This window comes from Proteiniborus ethanoligenes (assembly GCF_900107485.1).
Taxonomy (GTDB): domain Bacteria; phylum Bacillota; class Clostridia; order Tissierellales; family Proteiniboraceae; genus Proteiniborus; species Proteiniborus ethanoligenes.
The window spans coordinates 1-17455 of the sequence record NZ_FNQE01000042.1; the positions used below are offsets into that span (position 1 = coordinate 1).

Consider the following 17455-nt stretch of genomic DNA (forward strand, 5'->3'; position numbering starts at 1 on the left):
TGTTCAACAACTGTTCAAAAAAACGGAGGTGTAAATATGAATAAAATCGTATCCATAGAACAAGCCATAGACCAAATAAAAGATGGCATGACAATAATGATAGGAGGCTTTTTAGGAGTAGGCAACCCACATAAGCTAATAGACGCCCTAGTAGAAAAAGGAATAAAAGACCTAACCATAATAGCCAACGACACAGCCTTCCCAGAAGTAGGCATAGGCAAACTAATAGTAAACAAACAAGTAAAAAAAGTAATAGCATCCCATATAGGAACAAACCCAGAAACAGGTAACCAAATGAACTCAGGAGAAACAGAAGTAGTCCTAGTACCTCAAGGAACTCTAATAGAACAAATAAGAGCAGCAGGAGCAGGGTTAGGAGGAGTACTCACACCAACAGGCATAGGCACAATAGTAGAAGAAGGCAAAACAAAAATAGAAATAGACGGAAAAGACTACCTACTAGAAAAACCACTAAAAGCAGACGTAGCCCTAATATTTGGCTCCATAGTAGACAAAAAAGGGAACATATACTACAACAAATCCACAAGAAACTTTAACCTATTCTCAGCAACCGCAGCAGAAACAGTAATAGTAGAAGCAGAAAAACTAGTAGAAATAGGAGAACTAGACCCACACCAAGTAATGACACCAGGATTATTCGTAGACTATATAGTAAGGGGTGACCAATAATGGATAAAAACATGATAAGAGAAGTAATAGCCAAAAGAGTAGCCAAAGAACTAAAAGACGGAGACGTAGTAAACCTAGGCATAGGACTACCCACACTAGTAGCCAACTATATACCAGAAGGAATGGACGTAACCTTCCAATCAGAAAATGGATTCGTAGGCTTAGGACCAGCACCATCACCAGGAGAAGAAGACAAAGACCTAGTAAACGCAGGAGGTCAGCCAGTAACCATAAACCCAGGAGGAGCCTTCTTCGATAGCGCCATGTCCTTTGCCATCATAAGAGGAGGCCACGTAGACGCAACAGTACTAGGAGCACTACAAGTAGACCAAAAAGGAAACCTAGCCAACTGGATGATACCAGGAAAAATGGTACCAGGAATGGGAGGAGCCATGGACCTAGTAACAGGAGCCAAGAAAGTAATAGTAGCCATGGAGCACACAGCAAAAGGGAACCCAAAAATACTAAAAGAATGCACACTCCCACTCACAGCAGCAGGAGAAGTAAATCTAATAATAACAGAAATGGCAGTAATAGAAGTAACAGAAAAAGGACTATTACTAAAAGAGCTAGGACCAGAAGCAACCGTAGAAGAAGTAGTAGCAGCTACAGAAGCAGAGCTAATTATACCTGAAGAACTAAAAAGAATGAATATTTAGTCCATAAACCTTATAAAACCAAGGAGGTTCTTTTATGACGAATCGTAATTATGAAGAATATAGAAGAAAACTTACTTCAATAGAAGATGTTTTGAAATTAATAAAATCAGGAGACGAAATTGTTGCAGGCTTTTGTGCACTAGAGCCTATAGCTATTTTAAGTCAACTTCATAATATAAAAGATAGAGTTGAAAATGTTACAGTATGGTACACACTTGGCCTAACAAATCATAAGTTTTATAGTGATCCTGAAATGAAGGATACTTTTACTACAAAATCATGGTTTTATAGCGATCCAATAAGAGAAGCTCATAAGCTGGGAACGGTCAGCTATCAACCAAGTCATTTACACAATGGTATGACTAGAAAACTAGAAGTGAAAGCACCAAATGTATTTATAGGTACTGTATCCGCAATGGATAAACATGGTTATGTGAGAGTTCCTTTAAGTGTATTGTATGAAAAAGAATTTATAGAAAAAGCTGATACTGTGATCATGGAAGTAAACCCAAACCTACCACAGGTTCATGGGGACACCCATATTCATATATCAGAAATAGATTATATTGTTGAAGTAGATAGGCCTGTTCCGCAATTACCTAAAAGTACACTCTCTGAGCATGATAGAACAATAGGTGAATATGTTTCTACATTAGTAAATGACGGCGATACAATACAGCTAGGTATAGGAAGGATTCCAGATGCAGTTGCACAAGCATTTATGAATAAAAGTGATCTTGGTGTCCATACAGAGATGATAACAAGTAGCATGGCTGACCTGGCTAAAGCAGGAGTAATTACTGGTAAAAGAAAGAATTTACATCAAAGAAAGATGGTGGGTACATTTGCATTTGGAGACAAAGAGCTCTATGAATTTCTAGATAATAATCCTTCAGTAGCACTAATGAGGGGTCCATATGTAAATAGCCCATTTGTAATAGCACAAAACGATAACATGGTTTCAATCAATACTGCGATACAAGTAGATTTAACAGGCCAAATTTGTTCTGAGTCAATTGGAACAATGCAATATAGTGGGACAGGAGGACAAAGTGACACTGCAATAGGGGCCATTCATTCTAAGAATGGTAGATCTATTATAGCTTTATACTCAACGGCTAAAAATGGGACAATATCAACAATACAACCATATTTAACACCTGGCGCTACAGTAACTCTTCATAGAAATAATATCGATTACGTGGTGACAGAATTTGGTATAGCACCTATGAAGGGAAGAACTATTAGGGAAAGGGTTAATAATCTCATAGGTATATCCCATCCTAATTTTAGAAATGAGTTAAAAGAAAACGCTATAAAATTAGGAATTGTATAAGTCAAATCAATTTAGCATAGGCAATTATCATTTCACATAGTCTGTTTATGATAATTGCCTATATATTTAAAGCATAGGCTTGAATTGAAACATAGTGATATGAAAATGTGAGGAGGAGTTAGTATGAATGCTTCTGAAATTAAAAAAATAGCATGTATAGGCTCAGGCTTAATTGGTGCTAGTTGGGCTACAAACTTTCTCATGAAAGGGTATAAAGTTAATATATACGATATAGATGAAAAGTTATTAGCTATTGCAAAAGAAAGGATAGAAAGAGATTTAGAATTTTTAGTTAGCAAAAATGTTATAGAAGAGGACAAGTTAGAGCAAATTGAGAAAAATGCAACTTTTACTACAGATATGGAAATCGCACTAAAGGATGTTCAATTTATTCAAGAATCTGGACCAGAAAAATATGAAATAAAGCATGAAATTTTAGCAGAAGTAGATAAGTATGCTAGTCCTAATGCCATATTTGCTAGTAGTACTTCTGGATTATTAATAACGGAAATAGCCAAGTTTAGTAAACATTCTCAAAGATGTATAGGTGCACACCCATATAATCCACCACATCTTATTCCATTAGTAGAAATTACAAAGGGCGACAATACGAGTCAGGAAGCTTTAGATGCTGCATATGAATTTTACAAATTATTAGGAAAAGAGCCCATTATATTAAAAAAAGAAGCTTTAGGGTTTATAGCAAATAGATTGCAAATGGCTTTATATAGAGAGGCTGTAGATTTAGTAAATAGAGGAGTATGTACTGTTGAAGATGTAGACAAAGCAACCTGCTATGGACCAGGACTACGCTATGCAACAATGGGTCCTAATTTACTCTATCATCTAGGAGGAGGGCCTTATGGAATTAGAGGGATATTATCTCATATAGGACCATCAGTAGAAATGTGGTGGAAGGATATGGCGGATTGGAAAACTTGGCCAGAGGGCTGGAAAGATATTGTGCATGAAGGAGTAGAAGAATCTATCCTAGGAAGAGCACCAGAAATGGGAAACAATGTTGAAGATTTAGTAAAGTTTAGGGATGATATGTTGTTGGAGCTTTTAAAGCTACATAAAAAATTATAAAGAGATTTGCATGCTTAAAGTTTATACTAATTTAAATAATAAATCTATTTGTTATTAGAGTAAAAAAAGTATAAAAACAGGAGTGTTAAAGATGAGAGAAAAAACAGTAATTGTTCAGATACAAAATGCAATTGCTAAAATTACTCTTAATAGGCCTGCTTCTTTTAATTCATTTAATAACGAACTTGTAAATGATTTATTAGAAGCACTTAAGGAAGTAAAAAGCAATGATGAAGTAAGAGTAGCTATATTAACTGGAAATGGCAAAGCTTTTAGTGCAGGAGGAGATTTGTTCTATCTAGAACAACTAAACAATCCAATAGAGGCAAGAAATTTTATAGCTAAGGCTGGTGAGCTGGCAACGTTTATAATGAATATAGAAAAGCCTATTATTGCAATGGTAAATGGTGTAGCAGCAGGAGCAGGGTTTAACATAGCCTTAGCTTGTGACATAATATATTGTTCTAAAGCAGCAAAGTTTACTCAAAGCTTTGTAAAGGTGGGACTTGTTCCAGATTGTGGTGGGTTATTTTTATTACCTAGAGTTGTTGGGTTACATAAAGCTAAAGAGCTAATGTTTACAGCTGATATTATAGATGCTGAAAGGGCTTTTAAAATGGATATAGTTAATTGTGTACTAGAGGAAAATGAGCTGGAGGAAGCTACATATAAATTTGCACAAAGATTAGCAGATTCAGCGCCGGTAGCACTTGGCTCAATGAAGAAAATATTGAATAAAACTTATGAATTAAGTTTAGAATCAATTACAGAAATAGAGTCAAATATACAAACAGTATGTATGCAAACAATAGATCATAAAGAGGGCGTAGCTGCGTTTAAAGAAAAAAGAAAGCCTAATTTTAAAGGTTTTTAGCTATATACTCTCTTTTGAAAGGGACAAGTATTCAAATATTATATAAATAGGTTTTATAAAAATATTCTTAAAAAACTTAGAATTTATTATTAAAATAATTTATTTGTCTCTTTCTTTAATTTTGATATAGGAGGGATCATTGTGTATTATATTAGAAAAGTAGCAGTTTTAGGTTCTGGTCTAATGGGAGCTGGAATAGCGGCTCATTTAGCCAACTGTGGACTAGAAGTAATATTATTAGATATAGCTCCTAAGGAATTAAATGAAGATGAAAAGAAAAAAGGTTTAACATTAAATCATAAGGAAGTAAAAAATAGATTAGTGTTAAATGCTAGAGAAAGAATGAAAGATAAAAAATCAATGCTTCTATATACAGGAGAGAACATTGATTTAATAAAGTTTGGTAATTTAGAAGATGATTTAGAGCTTTTAAGAGAAGTGGATTGGGTAATAGAAGCTGTAGTTGAAAATGAAAAAATCAAAAAAGAGTTATATGAAAAAATACAAATGTATTTAAAAGAAGATGCTTTCATAAGTACAAATACATCAGGAATATCTGTTAACTCATTAAGCGAAGCATTAAACAAGGAGCTAAAAGATAGATTTTTTGTTACTCATTTTTTCAATCCGCCTAGACATATGAAGCTTCTAGAGATTATTCCTTCAAATCATACAAAACCAGAAATTTTAGAGTATATGACACTGTTCTGTGAAAACAAACTTGGAAAAGGTGTAGTTATAGCAAAAGATACTCCTGGTTTTATAGCTAATAGAATAGGAATATATTCTCTTGGTTTAATTATACATAAAATATATCAGCACAATCTTACCTTTGAAGAAGCTGATGCACTTACAGGAACTGAAATAGGTAGGCCTAAAACGGGAACTTTTAGATTATTAGATATGATAGGAAACGATACTGCTTTATTTGTAGCTGAGTATTTAAAAGAAAATATAAAAGAGCTAAAAGAAAAAGAAATATTAAATTTCCCATCTTATATAAAGGAAATGGTCAACAAAGGTTATTTAGGGGATAAAACAAAACTAGGATTCTATAAAAAAGAAGGAAAAGATATTTTAGTACTAGAGCCAGAAACTTTTAATTATAGACCTAAGAAAAAGGTAGAATTCATAGAACTAGAAGAGGCTAAAAAAGCTAAAACTCTTAAAGAGAAATTACAGACTTTAGTATATGGAGAAGGAAAGCCAGGAAATTTTTTGTGGGACGTAATTAAAAACACCTTGTTATTTACAGCAGGTTTAGTTCCCGAAATATCTGATAGCATAAAAGATATTGACAATGCAATGAAATGGGGATTTAACTGGGAAGTAGGACCTTTTGAGCTATGGGATTTAATTGGGGTTAGGAAATCAACGGAAAAAATGAAAATGGAAGGAGAAACAATTCCTCCTATAGTTAATGAGCTACTTAATTCTGGAAAAGAGCAATTTTATAGCGATAAAAAGCTAGATTTAAATTCCAAAAATATCTCCGCAAATAGTCTTAAAGAACAAGGAAAGGTTATTATAAACAATGATCATGCTTCACTTATAGATATGGGAGATAATGTAGCCTGTTTTGTATTACATTCACCTAATAGTAGTGTTACTGGCGAAGTTGTAGAATTTACTCATAAGGCTATATCAGAGGTTGAAAAAAATTATAAAGGTATGATTATATCTAGCATAGGTAAAAACTTCTGCGTAGGAGCAAATCTTCCATTTATTTTAAATAGCGCTCGTGAAAAAAAATGGGATACAATAGACGAACTGGTATCAGATTTCCAAAATATGAATATGGCTATTAAATATTCTTCTAAGCCAATTGTTGCAGCACCCTATGGTATGGCTTTAGGAGCTGGAGCTGAAATAACCATGCATTGTAGTCAAGCAAGAAGCTTCGCTGAGCTCTACATAGGTCTTGTAGAGGTTGGGGTAGGATTATTGCCAGGGGGTGGTGGAACAAAAGAATTGCTTATTAAATCACAAGAAAATATAAATGACAATAAAAATATAGATTTAACACCTTTAGTCCTAAAGAACTTTGAAACTATTACAACTGGGAAAGTTTCAAAAAGTGAGCCAGATGCTAAGAAAATTGGATATTTAAGGTCTATGGATAAAATAATCATGAACAAGGATAGGCAGCTTTTTACTGCTAAAAATGATGTACTACACTTATTTGAAAATCCTAAAAACAATAATAGGAACAAAAAAATTAGAGTAGGTGGAGAAGGACTCTATGCATTATTAAAATATAGTACTTATCAGATGTATAAAGGAGGATTTATTACAGAGTACGAACACTATTTAGCAAATAAAATTGGCTATGTACTTTGCGGAGGAAATATTCCTAATAATAGTATGGTAGATGAGCAGTACCTATTAGATCTAGAAAGAGAAGCTTTTGTAAGCTTATGTGGAGAACAAAAAACTCAAGAAAGAATAGAGCATATGCTAAAAACAGGTAGACCATTAAGAAACTAAGGGAGGTGCAGTTTATGAATAAAGCAGTAATAGTATCAGCAGTAAGAACACCTTTAGGTAGAGCAAATAGAGGGAGTCTTAAAGATATAAGACCAGATGAATTAGCTGCTATTGCAGTAAAAGGCTCCTTAGATAGAATCCCTAATTTAGACAAAAATGATGTAGATGATGTTATAATGGGCTGTGCATTTCCTGAACTAGAGCAGGGATTTAATGCAGCAAGAACCATTGCCTTAAGAGCAGGGCTACCAAATACTAGCTCAGCTATGACTATAAATAGATTTTGTTCCTCTGGATTGCAAGCGGTGGCATTAGGATTTCAGCAGGTAATGGCTGGATGGTCTGATGTAGTTATTGCAGGAGGATTTGAGAGTATGAGTACTATACCACTAGGAGGGATGAAGCTTTGTCCCAATCCTTATCTTATGGAAAACTATCCCGAATACTATCTTGCAATGGGACTTACAGCTGAGGAAGTAGCAAAAAGATATAATGTAACTAGAGAAATGCAAGATAAATTTGCATACAACAGTTTTATTAAAGCAGAAGATGCTGTAAAAACAGGAAGATTTAAAGATGAAATTATTTCTGTTGAAATAGAAATAAATGGAGCAAAAAGAATTGTAGAAACAGATGATTTAAAAGATGGTATTACGCCAGATAGGCTTGCAAGTTCAAGACCTGCATTTAAGTTTAACGGAACAGTTACAGGGAATAATTCTTCACAGATGACTGATGGTGCTAGTGCACTAGTAATTATGTCTGAAAGAAAAGCTAAAGAATTAGGGTTAAAGCCCTTAGCAACATTAAAGTCTTTTGCTGTAGCAGGATGTGATCCAGATATTATGGGCATAGGTCCTATATATGCAATACCTAAGGCTTTAAAATATGCAGATATGGAACTAAGCGATATTCAAATTATTGAGCTAAATGAAGCATTTGCAGCTCAAGCAATTGCTTGTATTGACGAACTAGGAATAAATAAAGAAATAGTAAATAAAAATGGTGGAGCAATAGCATTAGGCCACCCATTAGGCGCTACAGGAGCTAGACTCACAACATCTCTAATTTATGAAATGGAAAAAAGAGACCTAAAATATGGATTAGTTAGCATGTGTATTGGGGGTGGCATGGGAGCTGCAGGTATATTTGAGAGGCTTTAAAGCTAAAAGATATCCTAATTCTAAATTAAATTTATAATATATGTATTTAAAAGGCTTATAATTTCATCAAAACTGATGGATATAAGTCTTTTTCCTTTATATATTTATAATGTTCCGGATAAAAATGTTTTCTATAGCTATTTTAGGGAATATATCTTTTAAGTGGGACTATTTATATTAGTATAGCTTAAATAGTAAAATATTAAACAAACAAACCATGGGGGTGATTTTTTTGTCTCTAATTAACACAAAAAAATATTTTACACCACAAAAAATGATGAGAACAGTAATTATATCTTTAATTCCTTTAATTATTTCTTCTATCTATTTTTTTGGATGGAGATCCTTTGCACTTCTTTTGTGGGTAACAATTTTTGGGGTAGCAACAGAATGGATATTTGAAAAAAAGTACGGAAAAAAAGTTTCAGAGGCAATTTTTGTAACATGCATTCTCTATGTGCTTACCCTTCCAGCACGTACTCCATTTTGGATAGCCTCTTTAGGAATTATCTTTGGAGTTGTCTTTGGAAAAGAGGTTTTTGGAGGATTTGGAAGGAACATATTTAATCCTGCATTAGTAGCTAGAGCCTTTGTTTATGTGTCTTTTCCCGAGCAATTGACTATACAATGGTCTAAATCAGCACTAGGCTTTCCAGGTGGATTTGGGACATATCTTACTGAAAACATAGATGCTATTTCACAGGCAACACCTATGCTTGTATTTCGAGAAACAGGACAGATGGCTTCGTCAATAAAACTATTATTAGGAAATGTAGCTGGCTCTCTTGGGGAGACAAGTGCCATACTAATAATTTTAGCAGGAGTATATTTAATTTATAAAAAAGTAGCAGCTTGGCAGACTATGGCAGGAGTAATAGTTGGTTTTACAGGTCTTAGTAGTATTTTATACTTTTTAGGCTTTGCTCAAGTCCCTAATCCTATTTTTGGCGTTCTTGCTGGAGGGTTTCTCTTTGGAACAGTATTTATGGCTACAGATCCAATTTCTTCTCCAAAGACTAAAGAAGGAAAATGGATATATGGTATTCTAATAGGAATTGTAACAGTAATAATACGTGGATATGCACTATTTGCAGGCGGTATGATGTTTGCAATATTAGTTGGAAATACTTTTGCACCAATAATTGATGAAGGTGTAAATCATTATAAAAAATCAAAAAAAGGGGTTAAAAATAAAGGAAAAGAGGTGACTGTATGAAAAAGTCATTTAGTTTTCCCATTGTTTTCATGATAATAATAACTGCTTTTTTCACTGCAATTCTCGCATTTCTCAATTATAGCACAGCTGATGTAATCACATATAATCAGGAAACCGAATTAAGAAAAACACTTCTGTATGTTTTCAACATAGAACCACCTTCCCATGAACCAAAAATATTAGAAGAAACCTTTAATAAATACATTAGTAAAGAGAATTTAGGAGGACAAATTGTATATACTGCAAAAAAGGATAATGAAATCATAGGCTATGCTTTCCCAATAAACGGTTCTGGACTTTGGGGTTCAGTTGAAGGCTTTGCTGCAATATCTAAGGACTTTAGTGAATTATTAGGAATAGATTTCGTATCCCACAGCGAAACACCAGGTCTTGGTGGAAGAATATCTGAGGATTGGTTTAAAAAGCAATTTAGAGGATTGAAATTGACAGATGTTAATGATGGAAATTATATAGTATACAAGCCGGCAGCTGGAGGCAATGTAGATGCCATAGCCGGTGCTACCCTTACATCAAAATCTGTAAGTAAGTTTATAAATGAAGATATAGATGAGTTTATAAAAGAAAATAAAGGGGGGAAATAAATGGCTGGAGATAGTCCAAAAAAGATTTTCATCATGGGATTATGGAAGGATAATCCAGTGTTTAGACAAATTATAGGTATATGCTCTGCATTAGCGGTTACAAATCTTATGCTTAATTCACTTATAATGGGGCTAGGCTTAATATTTGTTACAGCATTTTCTGAGCTTACTGTTTCTATTATTAGAACATTTACTCCAAAACATATAAGGATGATGGTTCAGGTACTGATTATTTCTGTATTTGTTATCATAGTAGATATTTTTTTAAAAGCCTATTATCCAGAGATGAGTAAAGCATTAGGACCTTATGTAGGACTTATAATAACAAATTGTATAATAATGGGACGTTGCGAGGCCTATGCTCAAAAAAATCCTCCTTTAAATTCTTTTCTTGATGGAATTGCTTCAGGTACAGGATATACATTAGTTCTCTTATCTATTGCTTTTGTTAGAGAACTTTTAGGATTTGGAACTATATTTGGATTTAAAGTATTAGGAGATTGGTGGACTAACTGGACAATAATGATAATGCCACCAGGAGCCTTCTTTGTTTTGGCAGTGGTCATTTGGATAGCCAGAAGTATATCTTCAGAAAAAGAAGAAAATAAGGGGGAGGTAGTTAAAGCATGATAGAACTTAATCCTTTTGTAATTTTCATAGCAGCTATATTTACAAATAACATGATACTTAGTAATTTTCTTGGTATGTGTTCATTTATAGCGGTATCTAGTGAGATTAAAACATCATTAGGACTTGGTCAGGCAGTTACCTTTGTTCTTACATTTACTACAATACTAAACTACATAATATATTTCAAAATTTTAGTACCTCTTAACCTAGAATATATGAGATTTATAGTGTTTATTATTAGTATAGCAGCCTTTGTACAATTAGTTGAAATGATAGTTGAAAGATATTTACCAAACTTATATTATGCCCTTGGAATATTCTTACCATTGATTACAGTAAACTGTGCAATATTAGGAGTTTCACTATTTATGGTGATTCGTGAGTACACACTTCTTCAATCAATTGGTTTTAGTATAGGCTCTGGAATTGGTTGGACTTTAGCCATAGTAGCACTGGCTGGGATAAGACAAAGACTTAAAAAGGCAAGTGTTCCAAAAGGATTAGAAGGACCGGGAATTACTATAATTGTAATAGGTCTGATGGCCTTAGCCTTTGTAGGCTTTTCAGGCATAGTACAGATTCAATAGGGGGAAATAATATGAATACAATAATAACAACAACTGTTACAATAACAGCTATTACTGGGATACTTGCATTTTTGTTAACCCTTGCAGATCGTACTATAAATAATTATGGAGAGGTCAAAATCATTATTAATAATGACAAAGAGTATATAGTTGAGGGAGGCTCCTCTTTATTATCATCACTGATGGAGCAAAAGATTTTTATACCTTCTGCTTGTGGCGGAAAAGGAACCTGCGGATATTGTAAGGTTAAGGTTTTAGAAGGTGGTGGACCAGTACTCCCCACAGAAACACCCTTTATGACAAAGGATGAGCTTGAAAATAAAATAAGACTTTCTTGTCAATGCAAGGTAAAGCAAGAGATAAAAATTGAAATTCCAGAAGAACTATTCAATGTAAAAGAATATGAAGCTATAGTAGAATCCATAGAAGACATGACTTCTGTAATAAAGAAGCTGAGATTAAGGCTTAAAGAAGGAGAAGAAATAAATTTTAAGCCAGGACAGTATATCCAGCTAAAGGCACCTATTTATAAAGGAAATGATGAAGAGGTATATAGAGCTTACTCTATAGCTTCACCACCTTATCATAAGAACTATATTGACTTAATAATAGGCTATGTTCCAGAAGGCAAGGCCACTACCTATGTCCACAAAATACTTAAAGAAGGAGATAAGGTAAGCTTTAATGGTCCTTATGGTGATTTTTATTTTCATGATGATAACAACAGGGAAATAGTTTTAGTTGCAGTAGGCACCGGTATGGCTCCTATACTCTCTATACTTTATCATATGAAAGAAAACAATATAAATAGAAAAGCAACTTTATATTTTGGCGCTAAAACACCAGAGGACTTATTCTTATTAGATGAAATTAAGGAACTGGAAAGCATCTTACCAAACTTTAGGTTTGTTCCTTGTCTTTCAAGGATTACAGAGGAACATAACTGGACAGGGGAAAAGGGAAGGGTTAATAATGCCTTAGAAAAATATATTATAGACGGAGATAATAAAGAAGCCTATCTCTGTGGAAATCCTCCAATGATAGATTCGGTAACAGCTGTTCTCAAAGATAAAGGAATACCAGAAGAGATCATATATTATGATAAATTCTAAACTGTGGGTTTTTACTCACAGTTTTTTTATGACCTAACCCGATTTCCTGAATGCTTTTATCAGGAAATCGTAGGTAGGTCAAACGCAACGAGAACCAAATTTGTACGACCGAAGGGAGTGAACAAATTTGTGTTTCGAGACTGCGGAAAATGCCTAACCCGATTTCCTGAACGCTTTTATCAGGAAATCGTAGGTAGGTCAAACGCAACGAGAACCAAATTTGTACGACTGAAGGGAGTGAACAAATTTGTGTTTCGAGACTGCGGGAAATGCCTAACCCGATTTCCTGAATGTTTTTATTTAGTATAAAGTAACATAATAAAATATAAACCTATCTTCTCATTTCAAATATTTGATTTTTATATGTAAAAAGTTTATAATTAAATGGTAACATATAGTTAAAAGGAATATTCTTAGGAGGAATATAATGAGCAACGAAGAACGAAATATTTTACCAATAAACATAGAAGACGAAATGAAAACATCTTATTTAGACTATGCAATGAGTGTAATAGTAAGCAGGGCATTACCTGATGTAAGAGATGGATTAAAGCCTGTACACAGAAGAATACTTTATTCTATGAATGAACTTAGCCTCACACCTGATAAGCCCCACAGAAAGTCTGCACGTATTGTAGGGGATACCTTAGGTAAGTACCATCCTCACTCAGACACCTCAGTATATGATGCAATGGTAAAGCTAGCACAGGATTTTTCAACTAGATATATGTTAGTTGATGGTCACGGAAACTTTGGCTCAATTGACGGTGACGGTGCAGCAGCAATGCGTTATACAGAGGCTAGAATGTCTAAAATAACTCTAGAGATGCTTAGAGATATAGGAAAAGAAACTATAGACTATAGACTAAACTTTGACGAAACATTAAATGAGCCAGTAGTACTACCTAGTAGATTTCCAAATCTTTTAGTAAATGGCTCTTCGGGAATAGCAGTAGGTATGGCAACATCAATTCCACCTCATAACCTAGGAGAAGTTATAGATGGAGCAATTATGATGATAGATAATCCTGAGGTACAGGTTGATGATCTTTTAGAATGCATCAAAGGGCCTGACTTCCCTACAGGTGCTACAATAATGGGTATGGAAAGCATTAAAGCAGCATATAGAACAGGAAGAGGAAAAGTAGTAGTAAGAGCTAAAGCTGAAATTGAGCAGAATAGCAAAGGAAGATCCTCTATTATTATTACTGAGATCCCATACCAAGTAAATAAAGCTAGGCTTATAGAAAAAATTGCAGAGCTGGTTCGTGAAAAGAATCTTGAAGGAATTTCAGACCTAAGAGATGAATCCGATAGAACAGGAATGAGAATTGTAATAGAAATTAAAAGAGATGCTAATCCCAATATTGTACTAAATAATCTATACAAACAAACTCAGCTTCAAGATACCTTTAGTATAATAATGATAGCCATAGTAAATAATGAGCCAAAATTACTAAACTTAAAGCAAATGCTTAGGCACTACCTTGATCATCAAAAAGAAGTAATAGTAAGAAGAACACAGTTTGATTTAAGAAAAGCAGAGGAAAGAGCACATATATTAGAAGGCCTAAGGATAGCATTAGACAACATAGACGCCATAATAAAGCTAATTAGAGGTTCAAGAACAGCAGCCGATGCTAAAGAAGGCTTAATGAACAACTTTAGCTTAACTGAAAAGCAGGCTCAAGCTATATTAGATATGCGTCTCCAAAGACTTACTGGACTTGAGAGAGATAAAATAGAAGAAGAATACGAGGCCCTTATAATAGAAATAAACAGATTAAAAGAAATACTTGCAAATGAAAGGCTTGTATACCAAATTATAAAAGAAGAGCTAATAGAGATAAAAGAAAACTATAAGGATGAAAGAAGAACTGAAATAAAGCCTTCGGCTGAAGAAATAGACATAGAAGATATGATACAAGAAGAAGATGTTGTTATCACGCTAACTCGTTTTGGATACATTAAGAGAATACCTGAAGATACTTATAAAGCACAAAAAAGAGGCGGGAGAGGAGTAACAGGACTCACAACCCGAGAAGAAGATTTTATTGAGCATCTTTTTGTGACCTCAACACATGATAATATATTATTCTTCACTAATCAAGGAAGAGTATATAGTTTAAAAGCATATGAAATACCAGAAGCTAAAAGACAAGCAAAGGGTACAGCAATTATTAATCTTCTTCAATTAAATTCAGGAGAAAGTATTTCTGCTGTAATACCAATAAAAGATTTTAGTCCAGATGATTTTCTTGTCCTTGTTACACAAAAAGGTATAATTAAGAAGACCAAATTAGATCAATTTGAAAACATAAGAAAAAGTGGAATAATAGCTATTAGCTTAAAAGAAGATGATGAGCTAATAAGTGTAAAAAGTACTGATGGAACAAATGACTTAATATTAGTAACTTCAAGTGGTATGTCAATTAGGTTTAATGAAAAAGATGTAAGAGACATGGGCAGAACTGCAATGGGAGTAAAGGCGATAACCTTAAACGAAGGTGATAGAATAGTAGGAATGGGAATGGTAGAAGAAGGCAAGGATTTACTTGTAATAAGTAAGTATGGATATGGGAAAAGAACTTCTCTTGATGAGTACAGAGTTCAATCAAGAGGAGGAAAAGGCGTAAAGACATATAATATAAAAGATAGAACTGGCGAATTAATTAGTGCAAAAATAGTAGAAGATGATGATGAAGTAATGCTAATAAGTCTTTCAGGAGTAATAATAAGATTGAAAGTTTCAGATATTTCAAGGATGGGAAGGACTACTCAAGGAGTAACCTTAATGAGATTCGGCAAAGATGATAAAGTAGTTTCCGTTGCAACAGTTGTATCAGATGAAGAGGAAGAATTAGAATAGCGTACTTTAATCAGTACGCTTTCTTTTTCTAAACACATTTACATTAGCCATATGATATTATAATATATAAATACAGAGATATAGAAACAAAAAGGAGGGGAAATTATGTCACTTGAAATAATTAAAAAATTTGATGAAGGCTTAGAGTCATGGATGGTATACTTGGTTGGAGAGCTAGATATATATACAGCACCTAATTTTAAAGAGACACTTATAGAAGCTCTAGATGAAAAAATAGGAGATATAATAATAAACGGAGAAAAATTATCTTATATTGACAGCACAGGGCTAGGAGTGCTCATAAGTGCTTTAAAAAAAGCTAAAGAAAACAATAAAAACATAATTATCAAGAAAATCAAACCCAATATTAAAAAGTTATTTGATTTAACGAGTTTAGATAAAGTATTTCTCATTGAGGAGTGATTTATAAAAATGGCAAGTAAAATAGATACAAGGTATGATTGTATAAAGCTTAGTATGCCAAACAAAGCTGAGTATGTGAATGTGGTTAGGCTTACTAGTTCTGCTATTGCTAATAGGATGGGTTTTAATATAGAAGAAATAGAAGATATTAAAGTTGCCATTGCAGAGGCTTGTACCAATACTATAGAGCACGGATTAGATGATAAAAATGAAAACTTTGATGTAGAGTTTTACATGCACACAGATAAATTGGTCATAACTGTAAAAGACGCAGGTAAAGGCTTTGATACTGAAAACCTTAAAGAAGTTAATATTGAAGAAATAGGAGAAAGGGGTTTAGGGATATTTATTATCAATTCTCTTATGGACGAAGTGGAAATTGTTAGCGATGAAGGAAAGGGAACAGAAATAAGAATGACTAAGCACATAAAGGATGATATTATATGACAATAGGCGTAGTAGGTGGAGAAAAAAGGATAGATGATTTCGATAAAGCTACTAATAAAGAGCTATTTAAAAGATATAGTGAAAAAAGAGAAGAGTTTATTAGAGAAGAACTTATAAAAAGACATTTATATATAGCGGAGATATTATCTAAAAAATATGTAAACAGAGGAATAGACTACGATGATATTTACCAAGTAGCTTGCATAGGCCTTATCTATGCAGTAGATAGATACGATTTATCAAAGGGATATGAGTTCTCTAGCTTTGCTACGCCCACAATAATAGGAGAGATAAAAAAATATTTCCGTGACAAAGGATGGACAATAAGGGTTCCAAGGAGAATACAAGAGCTTTCAAAAAAAATAAACACATCTAAAAATTTACTAAGCCAAACCTTACAAAGAACTCCGACTGTTGATGAATTAGCCGAATATTTACAATGCTCCTCCGAAGAAATATTAGAAGCTATGGAGGCTAGCAAAGTATATGCCCCTCATTCTTTAGATGTAGTATTTGATGCAAACAACGATGATAAAGATATAAATTTAGCAGAGTTAATAGGGGAAGACGACAAATACTTTACAACAATAGAAAATAATGATTTTTTAGAAAAAAATATAGAGAAGCTAAATAGTATGGAGAAAAAAATATTAAGAGATAGATACTTTGACAAAAAAACTCAATTTGAAATAGCTAAAGAGCTAAATATATCTCAAATGACCGTATCTAGAATGGAGAAAAAGATTATTGAGAAATTCAAAAAAGAACTGAAAAAAATATATAACTAAATAAAAATTAAAATAACTATTGCAAATTATATCTTAGCATGGTATATTAAATTCTGTTGTCATTCAATATCAACAAAAACAACAAAATAAAAACAAGAAAAAACACTTGACAATTTATTTGGAGTTTGATATAGTAGTAAGAGTCACTGGTAATGAGGGTGACAAACCAAAGCCCTTCGGGGAGCTAATAAAGTTGGTCCTAAGGGACACAAAGAACTAAAGCCCTTCGGGGAGCTAATAAAGTTGGTCCTAAGGGACACAAAGAACTAAAGCCCTTCGGGGAGATAATAAAGTTGGTCTTTGAAAATTGAACAGTGAGAAGCCAGTAAAAAGGTTTACAGTCGAAAGACACAAAAACCAAACAATTTTAATGAGTAGGAAAACTTTAATTTGAGAGTTTGATCCTGGCTCAGGATGAACGCTGGCGGCGTGCTTAACACATGCAAGTCGAACGAGTTACATTAGAGGAAGTTTTCGGATGGA

At 33.6% G+C, this 17455-nt stretch carries 16 protein-coding genes and 1 rRNA gene; all 17 read left to right on the forward strand.

Features of this window, described 5'->3' with window-relative positions; translation table 11 throughout:
• The first annotated feature begins 36 nt into the window (after positions 1–36).
• Positions 37–690, forward strand: coding sequence for an acetate CoA-transferase subunit alpha (gene atoD, locus BLV37_RS13710; RefSeq protein ID WP_091727100.1), 654 nt, complete (start codon positions 37–39; stop codon positions 688–690).
• On the forward strand, positions 690–1349 hold the full coding sequence (locus tag BLV37_RS13715; protein ID WP_091727097.1) for a CoA transferase subunit B: 660 nt from the start codon (positions 690–692) through the stop codon (positions 1347–1349). The genes atoD and BLV37_RS13715 overlap by 1 nt, the downstream gene beginning before the upstream one ends.
• Before the next feature lie 34 nt (positions 1350–1383).
• A complete protein-coding gene (locus BLV37_RS13720; protein WP_091732712.1) occupies positions 1384–2685 on the forward strand; it encodes an acetyl-CoA hydrolase/transferase family protein in 1302 nt (433 codons plus the stop codon).
• Positions 2686–2808: 123 nt separating this feature from the next.
• Positions 2809–3774, forward strand: a complete 966-nt coding sequence (locus BLV37_RS13725; protein WP_091732715.1) for a 3-hydroxyacyl-CoA dehydrogenase family protein — start codon at positions 2809–2811, stop codon at positions 3772–3774.
• 91 nt (positions 3775–3865) lie between these two features.
• Entirely contained in the window at positions 3866–4648 is a 783-nt protein-coding gene (locus BLV37_RS13730) for an enoyl-CoA hydratase/isomerase family protein (protein WP_091732717.1), read from the forward strand.
• A gap of 141 nt (positions 4649–4789) precedes the next feature.
• Positions 4790–7135: a 3-hydroxyacyl-CoA dehydrogenase/enoyl-CoA hydratase family protein gene (locus tag BLV37_RS13735; RefSeq protein WP_208975277.1), complete on the forward strand. Its 2346-nt coding sequence runs from the start codon at positions 4790–4792 to the stop codon at positions 7133–7135.
• 14 nt (positions 7136–7149) lie between these two features.
• The gene (locus BLV37_RS13740; protein ID WP_091732722.1) at positions 7150–8298 is read left to right on the forward strand and encodes a thiolase family protein; all 1149 of its coding nucleotides are present in this window, start codon (positions 7150–7152) and stop codon (positions 8296–8298) included.
• 232 nt (positions 8299–8530) lie between these two features.
• Complete coding sequence (locus tag BLV37_RS13745) at positions 8531–9514, forward strand: RnfABCDGE type electron transport complex subunit D (protein ID WP_244270555.1); 984 nt, start codon at positions 8531–8533, stop codon at positions 9512–9514.
• Positions 9511–10116 (forward strand): RnfABCDGE type electron transport complex subunit G, encoded by a 606-nt coding sequence (locus BLV37_RS13750; RefSeq protein ID WP_091732728.1) that lies wholly within the window; start codon positions 9511–9513, stop codon positions 10114–10116. The genes BLV37_RS13745 and BLV37_RS13750 overlap by 4 nt, the downstream gene beginning before the upstream one ends.
• Complete coding sequence (locus BLV37_RS13755) at positions 10117–10746, forward strand: NADH:ubiquinone reductase (Na(+)-transporting) subunit D (protein ID WP_091732732.1); 630 nt, start codon at positions 10117–10119, stop codon at positions 10744–10746. It begins immediately after the preceding gene.
• Entirely contained in the window at positions 10743–11333 is a 591-nt protein-coding gene (locus tag BLV37_RS13760) for an NADH:ubiquinone reductase (Na(+)-transporting) subunit E (protein WP_176967992.1), read from the forward strand. The genes BLV37_RS13755 and BLV37_RS13760 overlap by 4 nt, the downstream gene beginning before the upstream one ends.
• A gap of 11 nt (positions 11334–11344) precedes the next feature.
• A complete protein-coding gene (locus BLV37_RS13765) occupies positions 11345–12445 on the forward strand; it encodes an NADH:ubiquinone reductase (Na(+)-transporting) subunit F (RefSeq protein ID WP_091732734.1) in 1101 nt (366 codons plus the stop codon).
• A 427-nt stretch (positions 12446–12872) separates the two neighbouring features.
• Positions 12873–15314, forward strand: coding sequence for a DNA gyrase subunit A (gene gyrA / locus BLV37_RS13770; protein ID WP_091732737.1), 2442 nt, complete (start codon positions 12873–12875; stop codon positions 15312–15314).
• Positions 15315–15419: 105 nt separating this feature from the next.
• Positions 15420–15737 carry an STAS domain-containing protein gene (locus BLV37_RS13775; protein WP_091732740.1) on the forward strand — a complete coding sequence of 106 codons (318 nt, stop codon included), beginning with the start codon at positions 15420–15422 and terminating at the stop codon, positions 15735–15737.
• A gap of 9 nt (positions 15738–15746) precedes the next feature.
• Positions 15747–16184 carry an ATP-binding protein gene (locus BLV37_RS13780; RefSeq protein WP_091732742.1) on the forward strand — a complete coding sequence of 146 codons (438 nt, stop codon included), beginning with the start codon at positions 15747–15749 and terminating at the stop codon, positions 16182–16184.
• Complete coding sequence (locus tag BLV37_RS13785) at positions 16181–16972, forward strand: SigB/SigF/SigG family RNA polymerase sigma factor (RefSeq protein ID WP_091732745.1); 792 nt, start codon at positions 16181–16183, stop codon at positions 16970–16972. Before BLV37_RS13780 ends, BLV37_RS13785 begins: the two co-directional genes overlap by 4 nt.
• Before the next feature lie 386 nt (positions 16973–17358).
• A 16S ribosomal RNA gene (locus BLV37_RS13790) occupies positions 17359–17455 on the forward strand; the annotation flags it as partial.